This is a genomic window from Chelatococcus caeni (genome assembly GCF_014196925.1).
GTDB lineage: Bacteria > Pseudomonadota > Alphaproteobacteria > Rhizobiales > Beijerinckiaceae > Chelatococcus_A > Chelatococcus_A caeni.
In genome coordinates, this window is sequence record NZ_JACIEN010000007.1 from 109,951 (window position 1) to 126,388 (window position 16,438).

Annotated in this window: 15 protein-coding genes; 6 read left to right on the forward strand and 9 right to left on the reverse strand. The window is 67.8% G+C overall.

All coding sequences use genetic code 11. From position 1 onward, the window contains the following. Positions 1-12: 12 nt before the first annotated feature. The 4 genes from rfbA to rfbB are packed head-to-tail and all read right to left on the reverse strand — an operon-like array spanning position 13 to position 3,450. Positions 13-891, reverse strand: coding sequence for a glucose-1-phosphate thymidylyltransferase RfbA (gene rfbA, locus GGR16_RS22130; protein WP_183318215.1), 879 nt, complete (start codon positions 889-891; stop codon positions 13-15). Beyond that, positions 888-1,796, reverse strand: coding sequence for a dTDP-4-dehydrorhamnose reductase (gene rfbD, locus GGR16_RS22135; RefSeq protein WP_040405102.1), 909 nt, complete (start codon positions 1,794-1,796; stop codon positions 888-890). Before rfbD ends, rfbA begins: the two co-directional genes overlap by 4 nt. Before the next feature lie 11 nt (positions 1,797-1,807). Further along, complete coding sequence (gene rfbC / locus GGR16_RS22140; RefSeq protein WP_183318217.1) at positions 1,808-2,365, reverse strand: dTDP-4-dehydrorhamnose 3,5-epimerase; 558 nt, start codon at positions 2,363-2,365, stop codon at positions 1,808-1,810. Between the two features lie 23 nt (positions 2,366-2,388). Then, positions 2,389-3,450: a dTDP-glucose 4,6-dehydratase gene (gene rfbB / locus GGR16_RS22145; RefSeq protein ID WP_019403464.1), complete on the reverse strand. Its 1,062-nt coding sequence runs from the start codon at positions 3,448-3,450 to the stop codon at positions 2,389-2,391. A 228-nt stretch (positions 3,451-3,678) separates the two neighbouring features. On the opposite strand from rfbB, the gene GGR16_RS22150 reads away from it, so the two are divergent. Continuing rightward, a complete protein-coding gene (locus tag GGR16_RS22150) occupies positions 3,679-4,533 on the forward strand; it encodes a class I SAM-dependent methyltransferase (RefSeq protein ID WP_019403465.1) in 855 nt (284 codons plus the stop codon). 27 nt (positions 4,534-4,560) lie between these two features. Here the strand turns inward: GGR16_RS22150 and GGR16_RS22155 are convergent, their stop codons facing one another. Then, positions 4,561-6,390 carry a glycosyltransferase family 2 protein gene (locus GGR16_RS22155; protein ID WP_053193649.1) on the reverse strand — a complete coding sequence of 610 codons (1,830 nt, stop codon included), beginning with the start codon at positions 6,388-6,390 and terminating at the stop codon, positions 4,561-4,563. A gap of 320 nt (positions 6,391-6,710) precedes the next feature. Between GGR16_RS22155 and GGR16_RS22160 the strand changes: the two genes are divergently transcribed. Beyond that, positions 6,711-7,718 (forward strand): glycosyltransferase family 2 protein, encoded by a 1,008-nt coding sequence (locus GGR16_RS22160; RefSeq protein WP_183318219.1) that lies wholly within the window; start codon positions 6,711-6,713, stop codon positions 7,716-7,718. A gap of 114 nt (positions 7,719-7,832) precedes the next feature. Here GGR16_RS22160 and GGR16_RS22165 read toward each other — a convergent pair whose 3' ends face one another. Beyond that, positions 7,833-8,444, reverse strand: a complete 612-nt coding sequence (locus GGR16_RS22165) for a TetR/AcrR family transcriptional regulator (RefSeq protein ID WP_183318221.1) — start codon at positions 8,442-8,444, stop codon at positions 7,833-7,835. Positions 8,445-8,522: 78 nt separating this feature from the next. On the opposite strand from GGR16_RS22165, the gene GGR16_RS22170 reads away from it, so the two are divergent. Further along, positions 8,523-9,488: an alpha/beta fold hydrolase gene (locus GGR16_RS22170; protein ID WP_183318223.1), complete on the forward strand. Its 966-nt coding sequence runs from the start codon at positions 8,523-8,525 to the stop codon at positions 9,486-9,488. Between the two features lie 113 nt (positions 9,489-9,601). Then, positions 9,602-9,907, forward strand: a complete 306-nt coding sequence (locus tag GGR16_RS22175; protein ID WP_183318225.1) for a hypothetical protein — start codon at positions 9,602-9,604, stop codon at positions 9,905-9,907. Between the two features lie 212 nt (positions 9,908-10,119). Here the strand turns inward: GGR16_RS22175 and GGR16_RS22180 are convergent, their stop codons facing one another. Next, complete coding sequence (locus GGR16_RS22180; protein WP_183318226.1) at positions 10,120-11,382, reverse strand: hypothetical protein; 1,263 nt, start codon at positions 11,380-11,382, stop codon at positions 10,120-10,122. 217 nt (positions 11,383-11,599) lie between these two features. Further along, positions 11,600-13,015: a hypothetical protein gene (locus GGR16_RS22185; protein ID WP_246373250.1), complete on the reverse strand. Its 1,416-nt coding sequence runs from the start codon at positions 13,013-13,015 to the stop codon at positions 11,600-11,602. A 303-nt stretch (positions 13,016-13,318) separates the two neighbouring features. On the opposite strand from GGR16_RS22185, the gene GGR16_RS22190 reads away from it, so the two are divergent. Further along, on the forward strand, positions 13,319-14,740 hold the full coding sequence (locus GGR16_RS22190; RefSeq protein WP_245258891.1) for a hypothetical protein: 1,422 nt from the start codon (positions 13,319-13,321) through the stop codon (positions 14,738-14,740). Between the two features lie 176 nt (positions 14,741-14,916). Here the strand turns inward: GGR16_RS22190 and GGR16_RS22195 are convergent, their stop codons facing one another. Next, positions 14,917-15,384: a MarR family winged helix-turn-helix transcriptional regulator gene (locus GGR16_RS22195; RefSeq protein WP_019402389.1), complete on the reverse strand. Its 468-nt coding sequence runs from the start codon at positions 15,382-15,384 to the stop codon at positions 14,917-14,919. A 144-nt stretch (positions 15,385-15,528) separates the two neighbouring features. Between GGR16_RS22195 and GGR16_RS22200 the strand changes: the two genes are divergently transcribed. Beyond that, positions 15,529-16,320 carry an alpha/beta fold hydrolase gene (locus GGR16_RS22200; RefSeq protein ID WP_040404498.1) on the forward strand — a complete coding sequence of 264 codons (792 nt, stop codon included), beginning with the start codon at positions 15,529-15,531 and terminating at the stop codon, positions 16,318-16,320. The last annotated feature ends 118 nt before the right edge of the window (positions 16,321-16,438 follow it).

Sequence of the window (16,438 nt, forward strand, 5' to 3'; positions counted from 1 at the left end):
CCGCGGCAGGGTTCAGCGCCCCGCCTCCGCAAGTGCGAGGACGTAGCGGCCATAGTCGCTCTTGCCGAGGGCTTCGCCGAGGGCGCGCAGCTGGGTGCGGTCGATGTAGCCCATGGCGAAGGCGACCTCCTCCGGGCAGGCGATGCGGAAGCCCTGGCGCTTCTCGAGCGTGCGCACGAATTCCGCCGCCTCGACGAGGCTGTCCGGCGTGCCGGTGTCGAGCCAGGCATAGCCGCGCCCCATCGGCAGGACGCTGAGCTTGCTGCGGTCGAGATAGGCGCGGTTGACGTCGGTGATCTCGAGCTCGCCCCGCGCCGAGGGGTTGAGGCCGCGCGCGATGTCGACCACGTCCGCGTCGTAGAAGTAGAGCCCCGTCACCGCCCAGTTGGAGCGCGGCCTTGCCGGCTTCTCCTCGATGGTGCGGGCCTGCCCGTCCTCGCTGAACTCGACGATGCCGTACCGCTCCGGATCCTTGACGTGATAGGCGAAGACCGTGGCGCCCCCGGCGAGCGCCTGCCGCCGCGCCTGCTGCAGGAGGTTGGTCAGGCCGTGGCCGAAATAGAGATTGTCGCCGAGGATGAGGGCCGAGGGGCCGCCCGCCACGAAATCGGCCGCGATGTGATAGGCCTGCGCCAGCCCTTCGGGACGCGGCTGCTCGGCGTAGGTCAGGGCGAGGCCCCACTGCTCGCCGGTGCCGAGCAGCTGGCGGAAGCGCGGCAGGTCGGCCGGCGTCGAGATGACCATGATCTCGCGGATGCCGGCGAGCATCAGCGTCGTCAGCGGGTAGTAGATCATCGGCTTGTCGTAGACCGGCAGCAGCTGCTTGGAGACGACATGCGTCATCGGATGCAGGCGCGTGCCGCTGCCGCCGGCGAGAATGATGCCCTTCATGCCGTTTTCCCTTCCCCTTCTTCGCCCGCAAGGCACCGTGCCACGACCTCGGCGAGCGAGACGCGCCAGTGCGGCAGCGCGACGCCGTGCACCGCCGCGATCCGGCTGCAATCGAGCCGCGTGTCCGGGGCGCGGGCCGCGGGCGTCGGATAATCGGCCGTGCCGATGCGCTCGACGCGGGCGGCGGGGCCGCCGCGCGTCGCGCTTTCGGTAAAGACGGCCTCGGCAAGATCGGCCCAGGTCGCCTCACCCGCCGCGCTCATGTGGAAGAGGCCGCGCAGGGCCACCTCGCCCGGCCGCGCCACGAGATTGCGCGCCACCGCGATGACGCCGTCGGCGATAGCAAGGGCGGAGGTCGGGGCACCGTGCTGGTCCGCGACGACGCGCAGGACCTCGCGGCTCGCCGCGAGCGCCAGCATGGTGCGGACGAAATTGCGGCCGAAGGGGCTATAGACCCAGGCGACCCGCAAGATCGCATGGTCCGGCGCGGCCGCGGCGACCGCGGCTTCGCCTGCCAGCTTCGAGCGGCCGTAGACGTTCACCGGGGAAGGCGCGTCCTCCTCCCGGTGCGGCCGGCCGATGTGCCCGTCGAAGACGTAGTCCGTCGACAGATGCACCACCGGCACGCCGAGCCGCGCCGCCGCCGCCGCGACCGCGCCGGCGCCCGCTTCGTTGACGGCATGGGCGAGCTCCGGCTCGCTCTCGGCCTTGTCGACGGCGGTGTAGGCGGCCGCATTGACGATGACCTGCGGCGCCGCCGCCGCGAGGGCCGGCAGGACCGTCTCAGCTTTCGCAAGGTCGAGCGCCGGCCGGCCGACGGGAACGACCTCGACGCCGAGGGCGCGGCCGCGCTCCACGAGCGCCCGCGCCACCTGGCCCTCGCGGCCCGTGACGGCGATGCGCAGCGGCTGCGCGCTCACGAAAAATACTCCGGCAGCGCGGCGAGGCGCGGATGGGTGCGGTCCTTGCCGGACAGGATGGCCGCCGCGCGTGTCACCGGCCAGTCGATCGCGAGACCGGGGTCGTCGAAGGCGAGGCCGTGGTCGTGCTCGGGCGCGTAATAGGCGGTGACCTTGTAGATCACCTCGGTGTCCGGCTCGAGCGTGCAGAAGCCGTGCGCGAAGCCGACCGGCACGAGGAGCTGGCGCCCGTTTTCGGCCGACAGCTCCACCGCCACGTGGCGGCCATAGGTGGGCGAAGACCGGCGGATGTCGACCGCGACGTCGAGGATGCGGCCGCGCACGACGCGCACGAGCTTGTCCTGCGCGAAGGGCGGGCTCTGGAAGTGCAGCCCGCGCACGGTCCCGGCGGGACCGGAGAGCGAGTGGTTGTCCTGCACGAAATCGAGATCGATCCCTGCCTCGGCGAAGCGGCGGCGGTTCCAGGTCTCCGTGAAGAAGCCCCGCTCGTCGCCGAAGCGCCGGGTGGTGATGATCTTCACCGCCGGGATGGCGGTGTCTTCGATGGTCAGCATGGCTCCTCGATCCGTTATTGCTCTCAGGCGCCCGTGCCCAGCCGCTCGCCGCGATAGATCCCGTCGCGCACGCGCTGCCACCAGTCGCGGTTGTCGAGATACCAGCGCACCGTCTTGGCGAGGCCGCTCTCGAAGCTCTCGGCCGGCCGCCAGCCGAGCTCGGCGGCGATCCGCCCCGCATCGATGGCATAGCGCCGGTCGTGGCCCGGCCGGTCGGCGACGAAGGTGATCAGCGTCTCGCGCGGGCCGATGGCGGCATCGGGCGCCATCTTGTCGAGCAGGGCGCAGATGGTGCGCACGACGTCGATGTTGCTGCGCTCGTTGTGACCGCCGATGCAGTAGGTGGCGCCGACGGCGCCCTCTGCCGCGGCGATGAGAAGGGCGCGCGCGTGGTCGTCGACATAGAGCCAGTCGCGCACGTTGTCGCCCGTGCCGTAGACCGGCAGCGGCCGCCCCTCGAGCCCGTTGAGGATCATCAGCGGGATGAGCTTTTCGGGGAAATGGTAGGGCCCGTAGTTGTTGGAGCAGTTCGTCACCACGACCGGCAGGCCGTAGGTGTGGTGGAAGGCGCGCACGAAATGGTCGCTCGCCGCCTTCGAGGCCGAATAGGGCGAGCGCGGATCGTAGGGGCTCGCCTCGGTGAAGAAACCCTCCGGGCCGAGCGAGCCGAAGACCTCGTCCGTCGAGATGTGGTGGAAGCGGAAATCCCGGCGGCGCCCCTCCGGCAGGGTGCGCCAGTGGGCGAGCGCCGCCTCGAGCAAGCTGGTCGTGCCGACGACATTGGTGGTCACGAAGGCGGCCGGCCCGTCGATGGAGCGGTCGACATGGCTCTCGGCGGCGAGATGCATGACGATATCGGGCGAGAAATCCGCCATCGCCGCGCCCACGGCCGTACGGTCGCAGATATCGGCCTTGAGGAAATGAAAGCGGTTGCTGCCCGCCACCGGCGCCAGCGAATCGAGATTGCCGGCATAGGTCAGCTTGTCCAGCACGAGGACCTCGTGCTCCGTTTGCGCGATGAGACGCCGCACGACCGCCGAGCCGATGAAACCGGCACCGCCGGTAACGAGAAAGCGTCGTGCCATGTGTTCTCCCGAACGGCCTTGGCGCTCGCGAGACGAGCGCGCATGGCTTACACAAGGGCTTCAGATTGCGCACAAAGTCGGGCGGAAATCTCATTCCCTACGCAACGCGGGCGGCTTTTTTGGCATCTCGCCGGCATGCGGGCAAGCCCTCGGAAGGCTGCATCCGATGCCTCGCGGGACGCGAAGCGCTCCCTTGCTCGGGAGGGACGATCGATCCACGATACGGGCGTGAACGAGACGATCCCGCCCTCCCCGGCCAGCCAGGCGGTTCCCGCTGAGTCGCCCGACGTGCTGCGGTCGCTGATGCTGCGCTCGATGTTCTGGCGCCCGGCCTATCTTGCGACGTCGGCCTGGCTGGAACATCTGCCCTTCGCCTTCTGGCTCGTGGAGGCGCACCGGCCGCGCGTCTTCGTCGAGCTCGGCGCACATTACGGCACTTCCTATTTCGCTTTCTGCCAGGCGGTGGAGCGCCTTTGCCTCGATACGCACTGCTATGCGATCGACACGTGGGTCGGCGACGAGCATGCGGGCTTCTACGGCGAGGATGTCCATGCGGCGGTGTGGGCTCATAACGAGGCACATTATTCGGGCTTCTCGCGCCTCGTCCGCTCCACCTTCGACGAGGCGCTCGGCCATTTTTCCGACAGTTCCATCGACCTCCTGCATATCGACGGGCTGCACACCTTCGAGGCCGTGAGCCATGATTTCGCAAGCTGGCGCGGCAAGCTCACCGATGAGGCCGTGGTGATCTTCCACGACACCAACGTGCGCGAGCGTGGCTTCGGCGTCTTCCGGCTGTTCGAGGAGCTCAGGGCGCATTATCCGGCCTTCGAATTCGTGCACGGCCACGGGCTCGGCGTGATCGGCTTTGGCGCGCAGCAGAAGGACCTGCTGCGCCAGCTGTTCGAGGCCGACACGCATCCCGCCGCACGCCAGGCGGTGCGGGAGGCCTTCGCCCGGCTTGGCCGCGGCTGCGCCGACGCCTTCGCCGCCCAGGGCCGGAGCGAGCGCGAAAAGGACCACGAAGCCGAGGTCGCGCGGCTGCGCGCCGAATTGGCCGCCTTCGCGCAGGACCGCTCCTGAGAGCGCGCTTCCGGCAGCGAGACCGGATCAGCCCGCCACCTGCCACTGCCGGCGGATGTCGCGCGACAGGTTGGGGTTGTAGAACGGATCGGCGTCGAGTTCCGCCGCCCAGCGGCGACGCATCTCCGCGACATCCTTGCGGAACTGCTCGGTGCGCTCGGGTGAATCGTGCGGGCCGAAGGTCAGCGACTCGTGGTGGTAGAGCTCGGCCTGCGGCGTCCACAGGATACGCTGGCCCGCCCGGCGGATGCGCAGGCACAGGTCGACGTCGTTGAAGGCGCAGGGCAGCGCCTCATCGAAGCCGCCGAGCGCCTCAAAGAGGCGCCGCGGCATCACCATCGCCGCCGCAGTGACACAGGACAGGTCCTGGTCGAGCGCCGCCCGGCCGAAATAGCCCGGGCTGCCGCGCCGCACGTGCCGGTGGGCGTGATCCGCCACGCCGCCGATGCCGAGGATGACGCCGGCGTGCTGGATGGTGTCGTCGGGGTAATAGAGCATCGCCCCCACCGCCCCTACTCCGGGCAGCCGGGCGCGCAGCACCATCTCCTCCAGCCAGCCGGGCGTGATCGGCGTCACGTCATCGTTGAGGAAGCAGAGATAGTCTCCCCGCGCCTCTCGCGCGGCGTGATTGTTGACCCAGGAATAGTTGAAGGGCGTGCGCTCGTAGGCGACGACACGCACCCGCTCGTCCCCGCCCAGGGCGGCAAGATGGGCGGCAGCCTCGGGGCGGGCGGCATCGCCCGCCCCGACGGCGAGCAGCACCTCGAAGCGGGGATAGGTGGAGCCGGCGAGCAGCGCCTCAAGCGAGCGGCGGGCGACCGCGCCGAGGCGGCTCGGCACGATGATGGAGACGAGCGGCCATTCCTCCGGCCGGGCATAACGCACCTGGTAGAAGCCGCCGACGCCGGGCTCGACCTCGGCCGTGATGCCCCGCCGAGCGAGGTGCTCGAGGATCGCCCGGCGCCCGGCCTGCCAGGCATAGGGCTTGACCTCCGGCGCCGTCGCCGTCGACTGCGGCAGGGCGCGCCAGTGGTAGAGCACGCGCGGCACGTGGCGAATGCGCGCCGGCTCGGTCAGCTCGGCACAGCGCAGGGCGAGGTCGTGGTCCTGCGCGCCCTCGAAGCCCTCGCGCAGCCCGCCCGCGGCCGCGACGAGCGCGCGACGGAAGACGCCGAGATGCGAGAAGGCGTTCTGGCCGAGCATCAGCGCCGGGCTCCAGTCGCCCTTGAAATAGGGGCCGAAGCGTCGGCCCTTGGCATCGATCTTGTCCTCGTCGGAGAAGATCATGTCGACGTCCGGATGGGCCAGGATCTCGCGCGCAATCCAGTAGAGCGCGTCCGGGGGCAGTTCGTCGTCGGCATCGACGAGCGCGATGAATTCGCCGCTCGCCAGGGCGAGTGCGGAATTGGTATTGGCGCTGATGTGGCCTCGCTCGGGGCGGACATGCACCTTGATGCGCCCGTCCGCGGCCGCGGCTTCGGCGAGCATGGCGCGCACGTCGGCGCGCGTCGAGGCATCGTCGGACAGGCACAGTTCCCAATGGGGATAGACCTGGGCCTGGATCGACCGGATGGCGGCGCCGAGCCAGCGCGGGTCCGTCTCGTAGACCGGCATCACCACCGAGATGAGCGGCGGCTCGGCCATGGCGGCGATCTCGGCCGCCATGCGCGCCCACTCCTGCGGCCCCGGGCTGTGGCGCGCTGCCCATGCGGCATAGCGGGCGTCCGCTCCCCAGCGGCGCGCGACGGCGGCGTCGAGCCGGCGCTTAGCCTTGATGGCGAAAGGGAGCGCCTTGGCCGCACGGCGCAGCCGGTCGATGATGTGCCAGCGGCCGGATGGTGGAGGAAATTGCAGCAAGCTCCGCTCCGCGATTCACATCGGATGAGCAGGCAGATTGAGGCCGCCCGGCCGAATCACCGCATCCGTACCCTCGTCACCTCCGGCCGGGGTACGCCCCGCCACTGCGGCAGGCAAGCTGCGACATCGCCCAACCCGCACCGGAACGGCGCACGTTCGCAACGCCAAGCTGCTTCCGTACCAGCTGCAACAGGCATTTGCCGGCTGCTCGCACCGATTGCAAGCGGCGCGACAGCCAGCCATCCCGCCTGGCGATGGACAGCCGGGGCGATTGGCTTATTCCTGTTCCGGATGCATCCGCGGTCGGGTCAGCTGGAACAATGCCGAGCACTGCGCATAGCCCCTCCGTGGCCGTCGTCATCCCCCTCTTCAACGGCGCGGCGCATATCGAAGAGGCCCTGGCGGGCGTCTGCGCGCAAAGCGCACCGCCGCAGGAGGTCATCGTCGTCGACGACGGTTCGACCGACGACGGCCCGGACCGGGCCCGGCGCTTTGCCGGGCGGCTGCCGCTGAAGATCCTGCAGAAGGCGAACGGCGGGCAGTCGGCGGCCCGCAATCTCGGCGTCGCCGAAGCGTGCAGCGACTGGATCGCCTTCCTCGACCAGGATGACGTGTGGCACCCGCAGCATCTCGCCAATCTCCGGGCGGCGGCGGACAACGGCCCGGCCCAGACCGGCTGGGCCTATTGCGACGTCAGCGTCGTCGATGCGGCCGGGCGCCTCCTCGCGCCGTCCCTGCTGCGTCACCGGCCGGGGCGGCATCCGAAACAAAGCGTCGATGAATGCCTGGCGCAGGACATGTTCGTGCTCCCGTCGGCGGCGCTCGTCGCCCGCCACGCCTTTCTCGCTGTCGGCGGCTTCGACGAGCGCCTCAGCGGCTATGAGGACGACGACCTGTTCCTGCGCCTCCTGTGCGCCGGCTTCCACAGCCTCCATGTCGAGGAGCCCACCGTCCTGCGCCGCAGCCATGCGGCGGCGGCCTCGCGCTCGATCCGCATGGAGCGATCGCTGATGATCTATGCGCGAAAGCTTCTTGCCGGCTTTCCCGACCGCCCGCAGGAAGGCCGCTTCCCGTCCCGGGACCTGATCGCCCCGCGCTTCTGCCGCACCCTCCTCGCCCGCTGGGCCATGGCCGAGCGGGCCGGCAACCGGGAAGCGGCCGCGCTCGCCCGGGCGGGCTTGCGGGAACTTCTGCCCCATCTCGGGCCGCACCGCCGCCGGATCGGCGCGGTCATCCTTCATGTCGCCTCGATGCCCGTCGTCGGCGGGGCATGCCTGCGCGCAGCCCATGGCCTGCGCCAACATGCGCGACGCACCTCACGGCCATGAGGCAGCAGGCGGCTCGGGCAGTCCGGCGGGGTGGATCGGCTGACCGGCAGGCCTGCCACGGTGTCACGCCGCTAGACTAACCGATCACCCGTTAAGAGCTGCCGGGCTGCCGGACTACCCCACCCCTTCAGGAAACCGTGCCGCAACGCCCGAGACGACGTCCTCGACAATCTCCTGCAACTCCGCCGGCGTCGCGCCGTCCCGCGCCTGAATCGAAATGCCCTGCAGGACGGCCGCCAGATGGCGTGCCAGGCGATCCACAACGCCTGGACCGGCAAACGGCTGCAGTGCCTCAGCAATCCGCTCGCGCATGACGTTGCGCCGGGCGGCCGCATCGCGCGCGAGTGGAGCGTGCCCCGGATGACACGCGGCCATGCCGCTGGAGATCATGCATCCGCGCTCGCGGTCGGGGTGCGTCACAGCCTCCACCGCCCCTTGCATCAGCGCCCGCACCGCCTCCGCCAGCGAGGCGGCCGAACGCACCGAAGCGACATCGAACGAGCCGAAGTTCTCCTCGTAGCGGTCGAGCACCTCTCCATAGAGCCCGGCCTTGCTGCCGAAGGCTGCGTAGAGGCTTGGGGGCGCGATCCCGATCGCCTTCGTGAGGTCGCCGACCGACACCCCCTCGTAACCGTGCCGCCAGAACAGCCGCATGGCCGTCTCGACCGCCTTCTCCCGGTCGAAGCTCCAGGGCCGGCCGCCACGTGATTTCGCCTCCCGTTCCATAGCGCCCACTAAACAATCCTTGACAGGCGGAGTCAAGCAATGATGAATAGCGATCACTAAACAACAAGGAGGCAAACCATGGACCGAACAAGACGCACGTTCCTCGCCGGCGCCGTTGGCCTCGCCGCCCTGGCGGCCGAGGGCGCCTATACGGCTTCCCGAGCACAGGCGGTCTCCGCCGACAAAGCGAAATCCGCTCCGGACAGACCCCGGGCAGCGCGCGAGCCATTCGTCGTCCGCTCGGCGGACGGCACGATGCTGGCGGGCGAGGCGCAGGGAGACGTGCAGGCGCCGGAGATCCTCTTCATCCACGGCCTGCGCCAGAGCCGGCTGAGCTGGGAGAAGCAGTTCGCAGACCCGGCGCTGGGGGGCTTCCGCCTGGTCGGTTTCGATCTGCGCGGCCACGGCGATTCCGACAAGCCGAACACCCTCGACGCCTATTCCGATGCGGATCGATGGGCGGACGACATTGCCGCCGTGATTGCCGGCGCCAGGCTCCGCCGGCCGGTGCTGGTGGGCTGGTCGCTCGGCGGCTTCGTGGCCGGCGCCTATCTGCGCAAATATGGCGGCTCCGGCATTGCCGGCATCAATCTGGTCGATGCCGTCACCAGGCTGTCGCCGGATCTCCTCACCGAGGAGGCGGCGACGTTTACACGCACCACCACCTCGCACGACCTGGCCGAACGGACCGCGGCCACGGCCGACTTCCTGGCCGCCTGCTTCCACCAGCCGCCGAGCGAGGCGCAGATGCAGCGCATGCTGGTCGTCAACGGCATGACGGCCCGCGCCGTGAACGAGGGCTTCGTCAAGACGCGGACAACCGATCTCGAGCCCGTCTTCAAGGCCTATGCCGGCCCGATCCTCCTGACGCACGGCGTCCACGACCGGCTGGTGCGGGTCGCGATGTCGGAGCGAATCAAGTCTGTTCACCCGAACAGCCGGCTCTCGCTTTTCTCCGAAAGCGGCCACAGCCCGTTTTATGAGGAGCCGCTTCGGTATGGGCAGGAGCTTGCGGCATTCGCGGCGGCTGCCGGCAAAGGCTGAGGGATGGCGGTTCCCCGATTTCGGCGGTGGCGCGGAACCACCACGCGGGTGGAAAAAAGACTCGCCATTCTGTTCCCGTTATGTTCTAGTCCGCTCCTTCTCGGAGCATGACCATGAATACCAGCGAGCGCCGCGCCTTCGCGGCAATGGCCTTTATCAACGGCGCGTTTCACCATGCTCGGCGGGGCCTGCCGGCGCACCTGCGCGCCGCCCTCTCGGCGAGGATCGCAGATGCCGTGCGGACCGGCGCGAGCAGCGAGATCGACATTGCGGTGGCCGCACTGGGCGCCGAGGGCCTCCCGGCCGAGTTCAGGATCCTCGGCGGGATCGGAATGGTCGTGCTTGCCGAGCCGCCCGCCGTCGAGCGGCGGCGCAGGGCCGCCGACGAATTGCTGCGCTCGCGGGTGTGGATGGCGTGAGGCGCCGACAACTCCCGGGGTCACCGCATGGAGCAACGCGCAACACGTGACGTCCGAACCGGTCCTGTCGACCGGCTCGGGCATCTGCGGGGCGATGCGCTCTCACCCCTTGGCTCAGGCTGGGCAGATGGCGCCCGTCCGCCGACGATGCCCCGCTTCGTGACGGACACCATCGTCCGGGAGCCAGGCCTCTACGGGCGCCTTTACGACGACTACTTGCCCGGCAGGGCGTTTCCCGTTTTCGGATCGTAGCCTATTGCCCTTGTCAGCGGGCCGACCATGTCGTCCTTGTTCTTGTCCGTATAGTTGGTGTTCTGATGTCTGCGGACGGAGGGATACATGACACCTGCTCCATCTCCATCGTGCTCATCATCGTGCATCAGATCGAACTTATGGCCGAACTCATGCTTCAAGACACCATCATCAAGGTGATTGAAGGAAATGATCATATAAGCCGCGCCGGGTATCGCCTGACCGATAACGCCATGCTCGACATCTGAGACAAGTATATATGTCGTTGCCGAGTCGATAACCAAGGGGCGTTTGCTTGCGTTCTCGTTATTTCGATGGATATACCAGGCTAGCTCATCCCTGAAGAGACGCATATCCGCCCGAGCAAACTCTTTCACCCCTGTCGGCGCGCGGCCATTAAAATCGAACTTGAAGTCCCAACTCATCGGAACGTTGGGCGCAAATGTTCCGAAGTCGTTGGCGACGGATTCGATCCCCTTCTTCTGGATAGCGTCTATGATCTTGCTTTGGATCGACGGATCGCCGATTTGACCGCCGAACGCCTTGGCGACGTTGGGATGCACGAGGAAAATACTGTCCTTTGGCCCGATGAACTGCCTCGGCTCGGGATGGTCCAGCTGTCGCTTGATCGCCTCGGCCTGCCTCAGGTCGCGCCAACCCGCCTGGCTGATCCTGCCGTCGGCCGCTGTCCGGGAGACGGGACGACCGTCCGGCTTGCCCTGAGGCTGGACCGCGCCGGCCGAATCGTTGTGCCCGGCTCCCTTCGGCCCATCGAGCTCCGGCCCAGTCTTCGTCACCGTACCGTCAGGGGCGCGCCATCCGACCTGGCGGGGCTTGCCGTTGGCATCGATTCGAAAGATCGGATCGCCGAGCCCGGCGTCCCGTGACGGCAGGCTGCCGGGAGCATCGTCGGCCTTGCGGGAAACATGATACTTCTTGCGGTGGTGCCCCCGATGGCTGGGGGCGCCGTCCGCGGCCCTCTCCCGACGTGGCGCAGCATCACCCGCAACGTCCGGGTCGGAGCGCATCTCGGGAAACATCTCGTGCATGAACTTGTTGGCCTGCCGGATCTCCTTGGCGATCCTGGCTGCCGCCTTTGGATCATGAGGATCGTAGGCGGGTGAGAACAAATTCGCCCCCGGCTTCTTCAGCGGGAATGGCGGCTGGTGAGCAATAGTCGTCGAGGCGCTTGCCGGAGCACCGAAAAGAGATGTCGAAAGCATTTTTATGACTTACTCTCGCTTATTACAGTAAAATTGATGGCACATGGCCGCTTAAATGAGTTCTTCATACGATACGGGTCACGAAGGCTGGCATTGTTGCACCCTGGAAGCGCCGCCGGGATGGACGCATGAAGACCACGAAGAGCTCCCAGCGGGACGAGGCCTGCGGCGGCGCGGGGACGGATTGCCCCTCGCCTCATCAGGTCATGGCTGGCCCTCATGGCTGGCCCTCACGGCGGGCCAGCAGCCGCGTGCCTCTTTTCGTCAAAGTGCCGTCGTTGCGCAGGACACTCTTCAAGCTGCTCAGAGCCACATCGTTCGCCTGCGCAAATTCGGCCAGTGTCTGCCCGGCTGCGATCGCAGCCTGAGCCTGCCGGACGACCTCAGCGGTGGCGCCCTTGAGGTGCCCGCTCCGCACCCCGCCAGCCACAACCTGCGCCCCGAGCACCGTGAGCGTACCGTCGGCGTGAATGCAATGGCGCAGGCTGTTCAGGGAGACGCCGTTCTCCCCCGCGAATGCTTCGAGCGTCTGTCCGGCGGCGATAGCATCCTGGGCCCGCCTGATGTTCTCGGCATTGGCTCCTCTGAGCTGTCCGCCCTGCACGCCGCCTGCCAGCAGCTGCGTGCCCGCCAAGGTCAGAGCGCCGCCGCTGCGAACGAAATGCCGCAGGCTGCGCAAGGAGACATTGTTCGCCTGCGCAAACGCCTCGAGTGATTGCCCCGTCGAGACGGCCGTCTGGGCTCGCCTGACGACCTCCGCGTTCGCCGGCTGAAGCCTGAGGCCGGGTGGCTGCACGCGCCCCGCAACCGGCGTGCCATCGGCATGAAGGGCCGACCGCAAGCCGTTCAAGGAAACATTGTTCGCCAGCGCGAACGCACTCAGCGACTGGCCGCTCGCGACCGCGGCCTGGGCCTGCCTCACCGTGTCGGACGTGACGCCCTGGACCTGCCCACCGTGCACGCCGCCCGCCAGGAGCTGTGCGCCGAACACGGACAGACTGCCGTTCGCGTATACAAAGTTCCGCAAGCTGCTGACGGACACATCGTTCGCCTGCGCGAATTCTCCCAGTGTCCGACCGGCCGCAATGGCGGCCTGAGCCTGCCTGACGATCTCGGCCGTGACGCCGCGGAGCTGTCCGCCCTGCACGCCGCCGGCGCGCAGTTCCTCGCCCCGCAGGGTCAGGCTGCCATCGGCATGTACGTAGGTTTGCAAGGTCGTCAAGGGAACGCCGGCGCCGTCTGCAAACTGCGCCAGGGTCATTCGTCCCGGCCAGCTTCCAACCCAGTCCTGCGCGAGCCGCAGCATCTCGGCCGTGACACGCGCCGCCGCCTGACGACTGGGACCGGGCATGGCATCCTGCAGCCCGAGAGCGGCCGCGACGGGCCGTCCCCCATCAGCGATCCGCCCCACCTGCGGCTTCGATCCCTCATCCGCGAGCGCGGCAAAGAACTCGTCCACGCCCTCGATCACGGGCAGATCAGCGCTGGGCCATGCACTGCCCTCCGCCCGCTCGGCCGGTGGCTGCAGGACAGTGGACAATTCTGCGGCGCGCGCGAAAGAGCGAAATACCTGCCCGTCGGCGCCATGGCCCGGCGGCCCCGGCGGCGAGGGACTGATCGAACGACTGTCCATAAACAACTCCCGAAACACGGAGCAAACAAGGCGCGCCCGTGCGAGTTTCAAAGTTCACCGCGTAGAACCCATGTTCGAAATATATGATACTTGTGGAGCACGCTGAGAATCTGGCGCCTAAAGAACGCCGGCACCCAGCCATTCTTAAGAATACGCCGAACAACAGGCCGCCTGCAGGTGCCTGATGCACGCTCTCAGTATGTTGCTGTTTCAGACATACAGAATTCGATTACCACGCGATGGCCGCTGAAAAATTTGCCAGATAAGAACTTAACGTCTTCTCCAATACTTCGGGAGTTGTTTATGGACAGTCGATCCGTCAGCCCGGCGCCGCCCGCATCCCCGGCCCGGCACGCCGATGAGCAGGCATTTCGTTCCTTCGCGCGTGCCGGTGGGATGTCTCCGGCTTCAGCGCCGACGCAGGCTGGGCGCGCGGAGGGCAGCGCACGGCCCACAGCGGATCTGCCGGTGATTGAGGGCGTGGACGAGTTCTTTGCCGCGCTCGGTGACGAAGCACAGTCGCAAGCGGGCCCGTCGGGGTCCGCGGCTGGGGGAATGGCGGCCGTTGCCGCTCTCGGACTGCAGGATGCCATGCCCGGCACCAGCCATCAGGCCGCACCACGCGTCACGGCCGAGATGCTGCGCCTCGCGCAGGACTGGGTCGGGAGCGGGCCGGGACGAATGACCCTGGCGCAGTTCGCAGACGGCGCCGGGGTCAATCTGGCGACCTTGCAGACCTACGTTCGCGCCAACGGCAGCCTGACCCTGCGCGGCGCGCAGCTGCGGGCCGGCAGCGTGCAGGGCGGACAGCTCCGCGGCGTCACGGCCGAGATCGTGAGGCAGGCCCAGGCGGCCGTTGCCGCCGGACAGTCACTGGGCGAGTTCGCGGAAATAAACAGTGTGTCCATAAACTCGTTGCGGCATTCCATCTATGTCGACGGTAGCCTGACGGTTTATGGAACGCAGCTGCTGGCCGGCGGCGTGCAGGGCGGGCAGGTTCAGAGCGTCACGCCGGAGACGGTGCGGCAGGCCCAAGCCGCCATCGCGGCGGGGCAGTCGTTGAGCGCATTCGCGCTGGCGAACAATGTCTCTCTCAGCAGCTTGCAGCTGGTCCTGCATGCCGATGGCAGCCTCACCTCGAACTACCTCCAGCAGCGGCAGCCGAGAGTCCAGCTTCAGCCGGTCACCGCGGAGGTGGTCAGGCAGGCCCAGGCTGCGGTCGCGGCCGGGCAATCGCTGGACGCGTTTGCGCGAGCCAATAACGTATCCCTTCATAGTCTGCGGCATTCCGTGCGCACCAACGGGACACCAACTCTCTATGGCACGCAGCTGCTGGCTGGCGGCGTGCAGGGCGGACAACTCCGGGGGGTGAACGCCGAGATCCTCCGACAGGCCCAGGCCGCCATTGCGACAGGCCAGACGCTGGCGGAGTTCGCGCAAGCGAATAACATCTCGCTGAACAGCCTGCGGCATTGCATTCACTCCGACAGCACGCTGACCGTCCTTGGCGAACAGCTGGTGGCCGGCGGCGTGAAAGGCGGGCACCTCAAGGGCGCCACCCCCGAGATCCTCCGGCAGGCTCAGGCCGCCGTCGCGGCCGGACAGTCACGCGATGCATTTGCGCAGGAAAACGATGTAGCGCTAACCAGCCTGAAGACCGCAATGCGCAAGGACGGCAGCCTGACCAAGCGCGGCATGCAGATGCTGGCCCGGAAGGAAGAGTAGCCCCAGTCCCTGCTGCGGATCGCAGCACAGACCGCCGCCGATCTCCTGCTTCGACCCAGCACGGCGTCTCGCCAGCGCCTCCGGTGTTCGCCGCGGCGTTTCGCGCGCCCATGCCATTGAGGGTGCCCGGTAGCGGGCCAACGTCCGCTGCCGGAAAGCTCGTCCGATGCCGGCGGTCAGGCCGGAACATTCCAGCCGCCGATGTGACCATAGATCGCGTCGCGAAGCGCCCGGACATCCTGATTGAGCTCGCCCAGGTCTGCCGGACTTTGCCCCGAGGCCGAAAGCAGCGCATCGCCCAGGCAGCCGGCCCGGGACCGGAGCGCACGACCCTCGTCGGTCAAGGCGACCACCACCTGCCGTTCATTGTCGGGATTTCGCGTGCGGCGCACGAGGCCGGCGGCTTCCAGCCGCTTGAGCAAGGGTGTCAGAGTACTCGATTCCAGCGCCAGCTTCTCGGCGATGCCGCCCACCGTCTGCCCGTCCTCGCGCCACAGCACATTGAGCACGAGATATTGCGGGTAGGTCAGCCCCAACGCGTCGAGCAGCGGCTTGTAGACGCGCTGAATGGCGATCCCCGCCGAATAGATGGCGTAACAGAGCTGATCGTCCAGCGGCAGAGGGTCGGTTGTTTTCCGGCTCATGGCGGCCTCCTTCCGTAATCCATATAGCGGCCCGGCGCACGAAAATGAATATCGCGATAAAAATTATGCTGGACAGTCGGCACTCGCCGCGCTAATGATAATTATCGCGATAACAATTGTCGCGCACCAGATATGGAGAGACCGATGAGCACGATGACGCAAACCCTCCTGGCCGCGACGGCCCTCAGCGCTGGCATTGCCGCCGCCACTGTCGCGCATTCTTCCGAGCTTCCTGCGGACCAAGCGGTCAGAAACGTCGTCCTGGTGCATGGTGCCTTTGCCGACGGCTCCGGCTGGCGTGGGGTCTATGACGAACTGAGCAAGCGTGGATACCGCGTCACCATCGTGCAAAACCCGCTGACCTCGCTTGCCGACGATGTTGCCGCGACCAAGCGGGCTCTCGATCGCCAGGCCGGCCCCACCATCCTCGTCGGGCACTCGTGGGGCGGCACCGTCATCACCGAAGCAGGCGTCCACCCGAAGGTGGCCGGCCTCGTCTATGTCTCCGCGCTGGCGCCCGACGCCGGCGAGACGACGGCGCAGCAGTACGACGGGTTCACGACCCCGCCCGAGTTCGTCATCGACACGCAGGCGGACGGCTTCGGCTTCTTGAACCTTGAGACATTCCAGGCCGGCTTCGCTCATGACGTCAGCGATGCCGATGCCGCGTTCATGCGGGACTCGCAGGTGCCGATCAACATGTCGGCCTTCGGCACCCGCCTCGAGCATGCGGCCTGGAGGACCAAGCCGAGCTGGGCGGTCATCGCCACCGAGGACAAGGCCTTCGACCAGAAGATGCTGTTCGGGATGGCCAAGCGGATCGGCGCGACGATCACGGAAGTCGCGGCCAGCCATGCGGTCTTCATGACGCAGCCGGAGGTGGTCTCCGGCGTCATCGACCAGGCCGCGCAGAGCGCCGGACGCGCCGTGCGGTGATCGGCAGACCGGGCGGCAGCAACAGGCAGGCGGCGTCTTCGGGCCCCGCCTGCCTGTTGCCCTATAGCCGCATAGCCGGCCAGGCACCTGGTGCCTTCGCCGTGTCGTTCGATTGCAT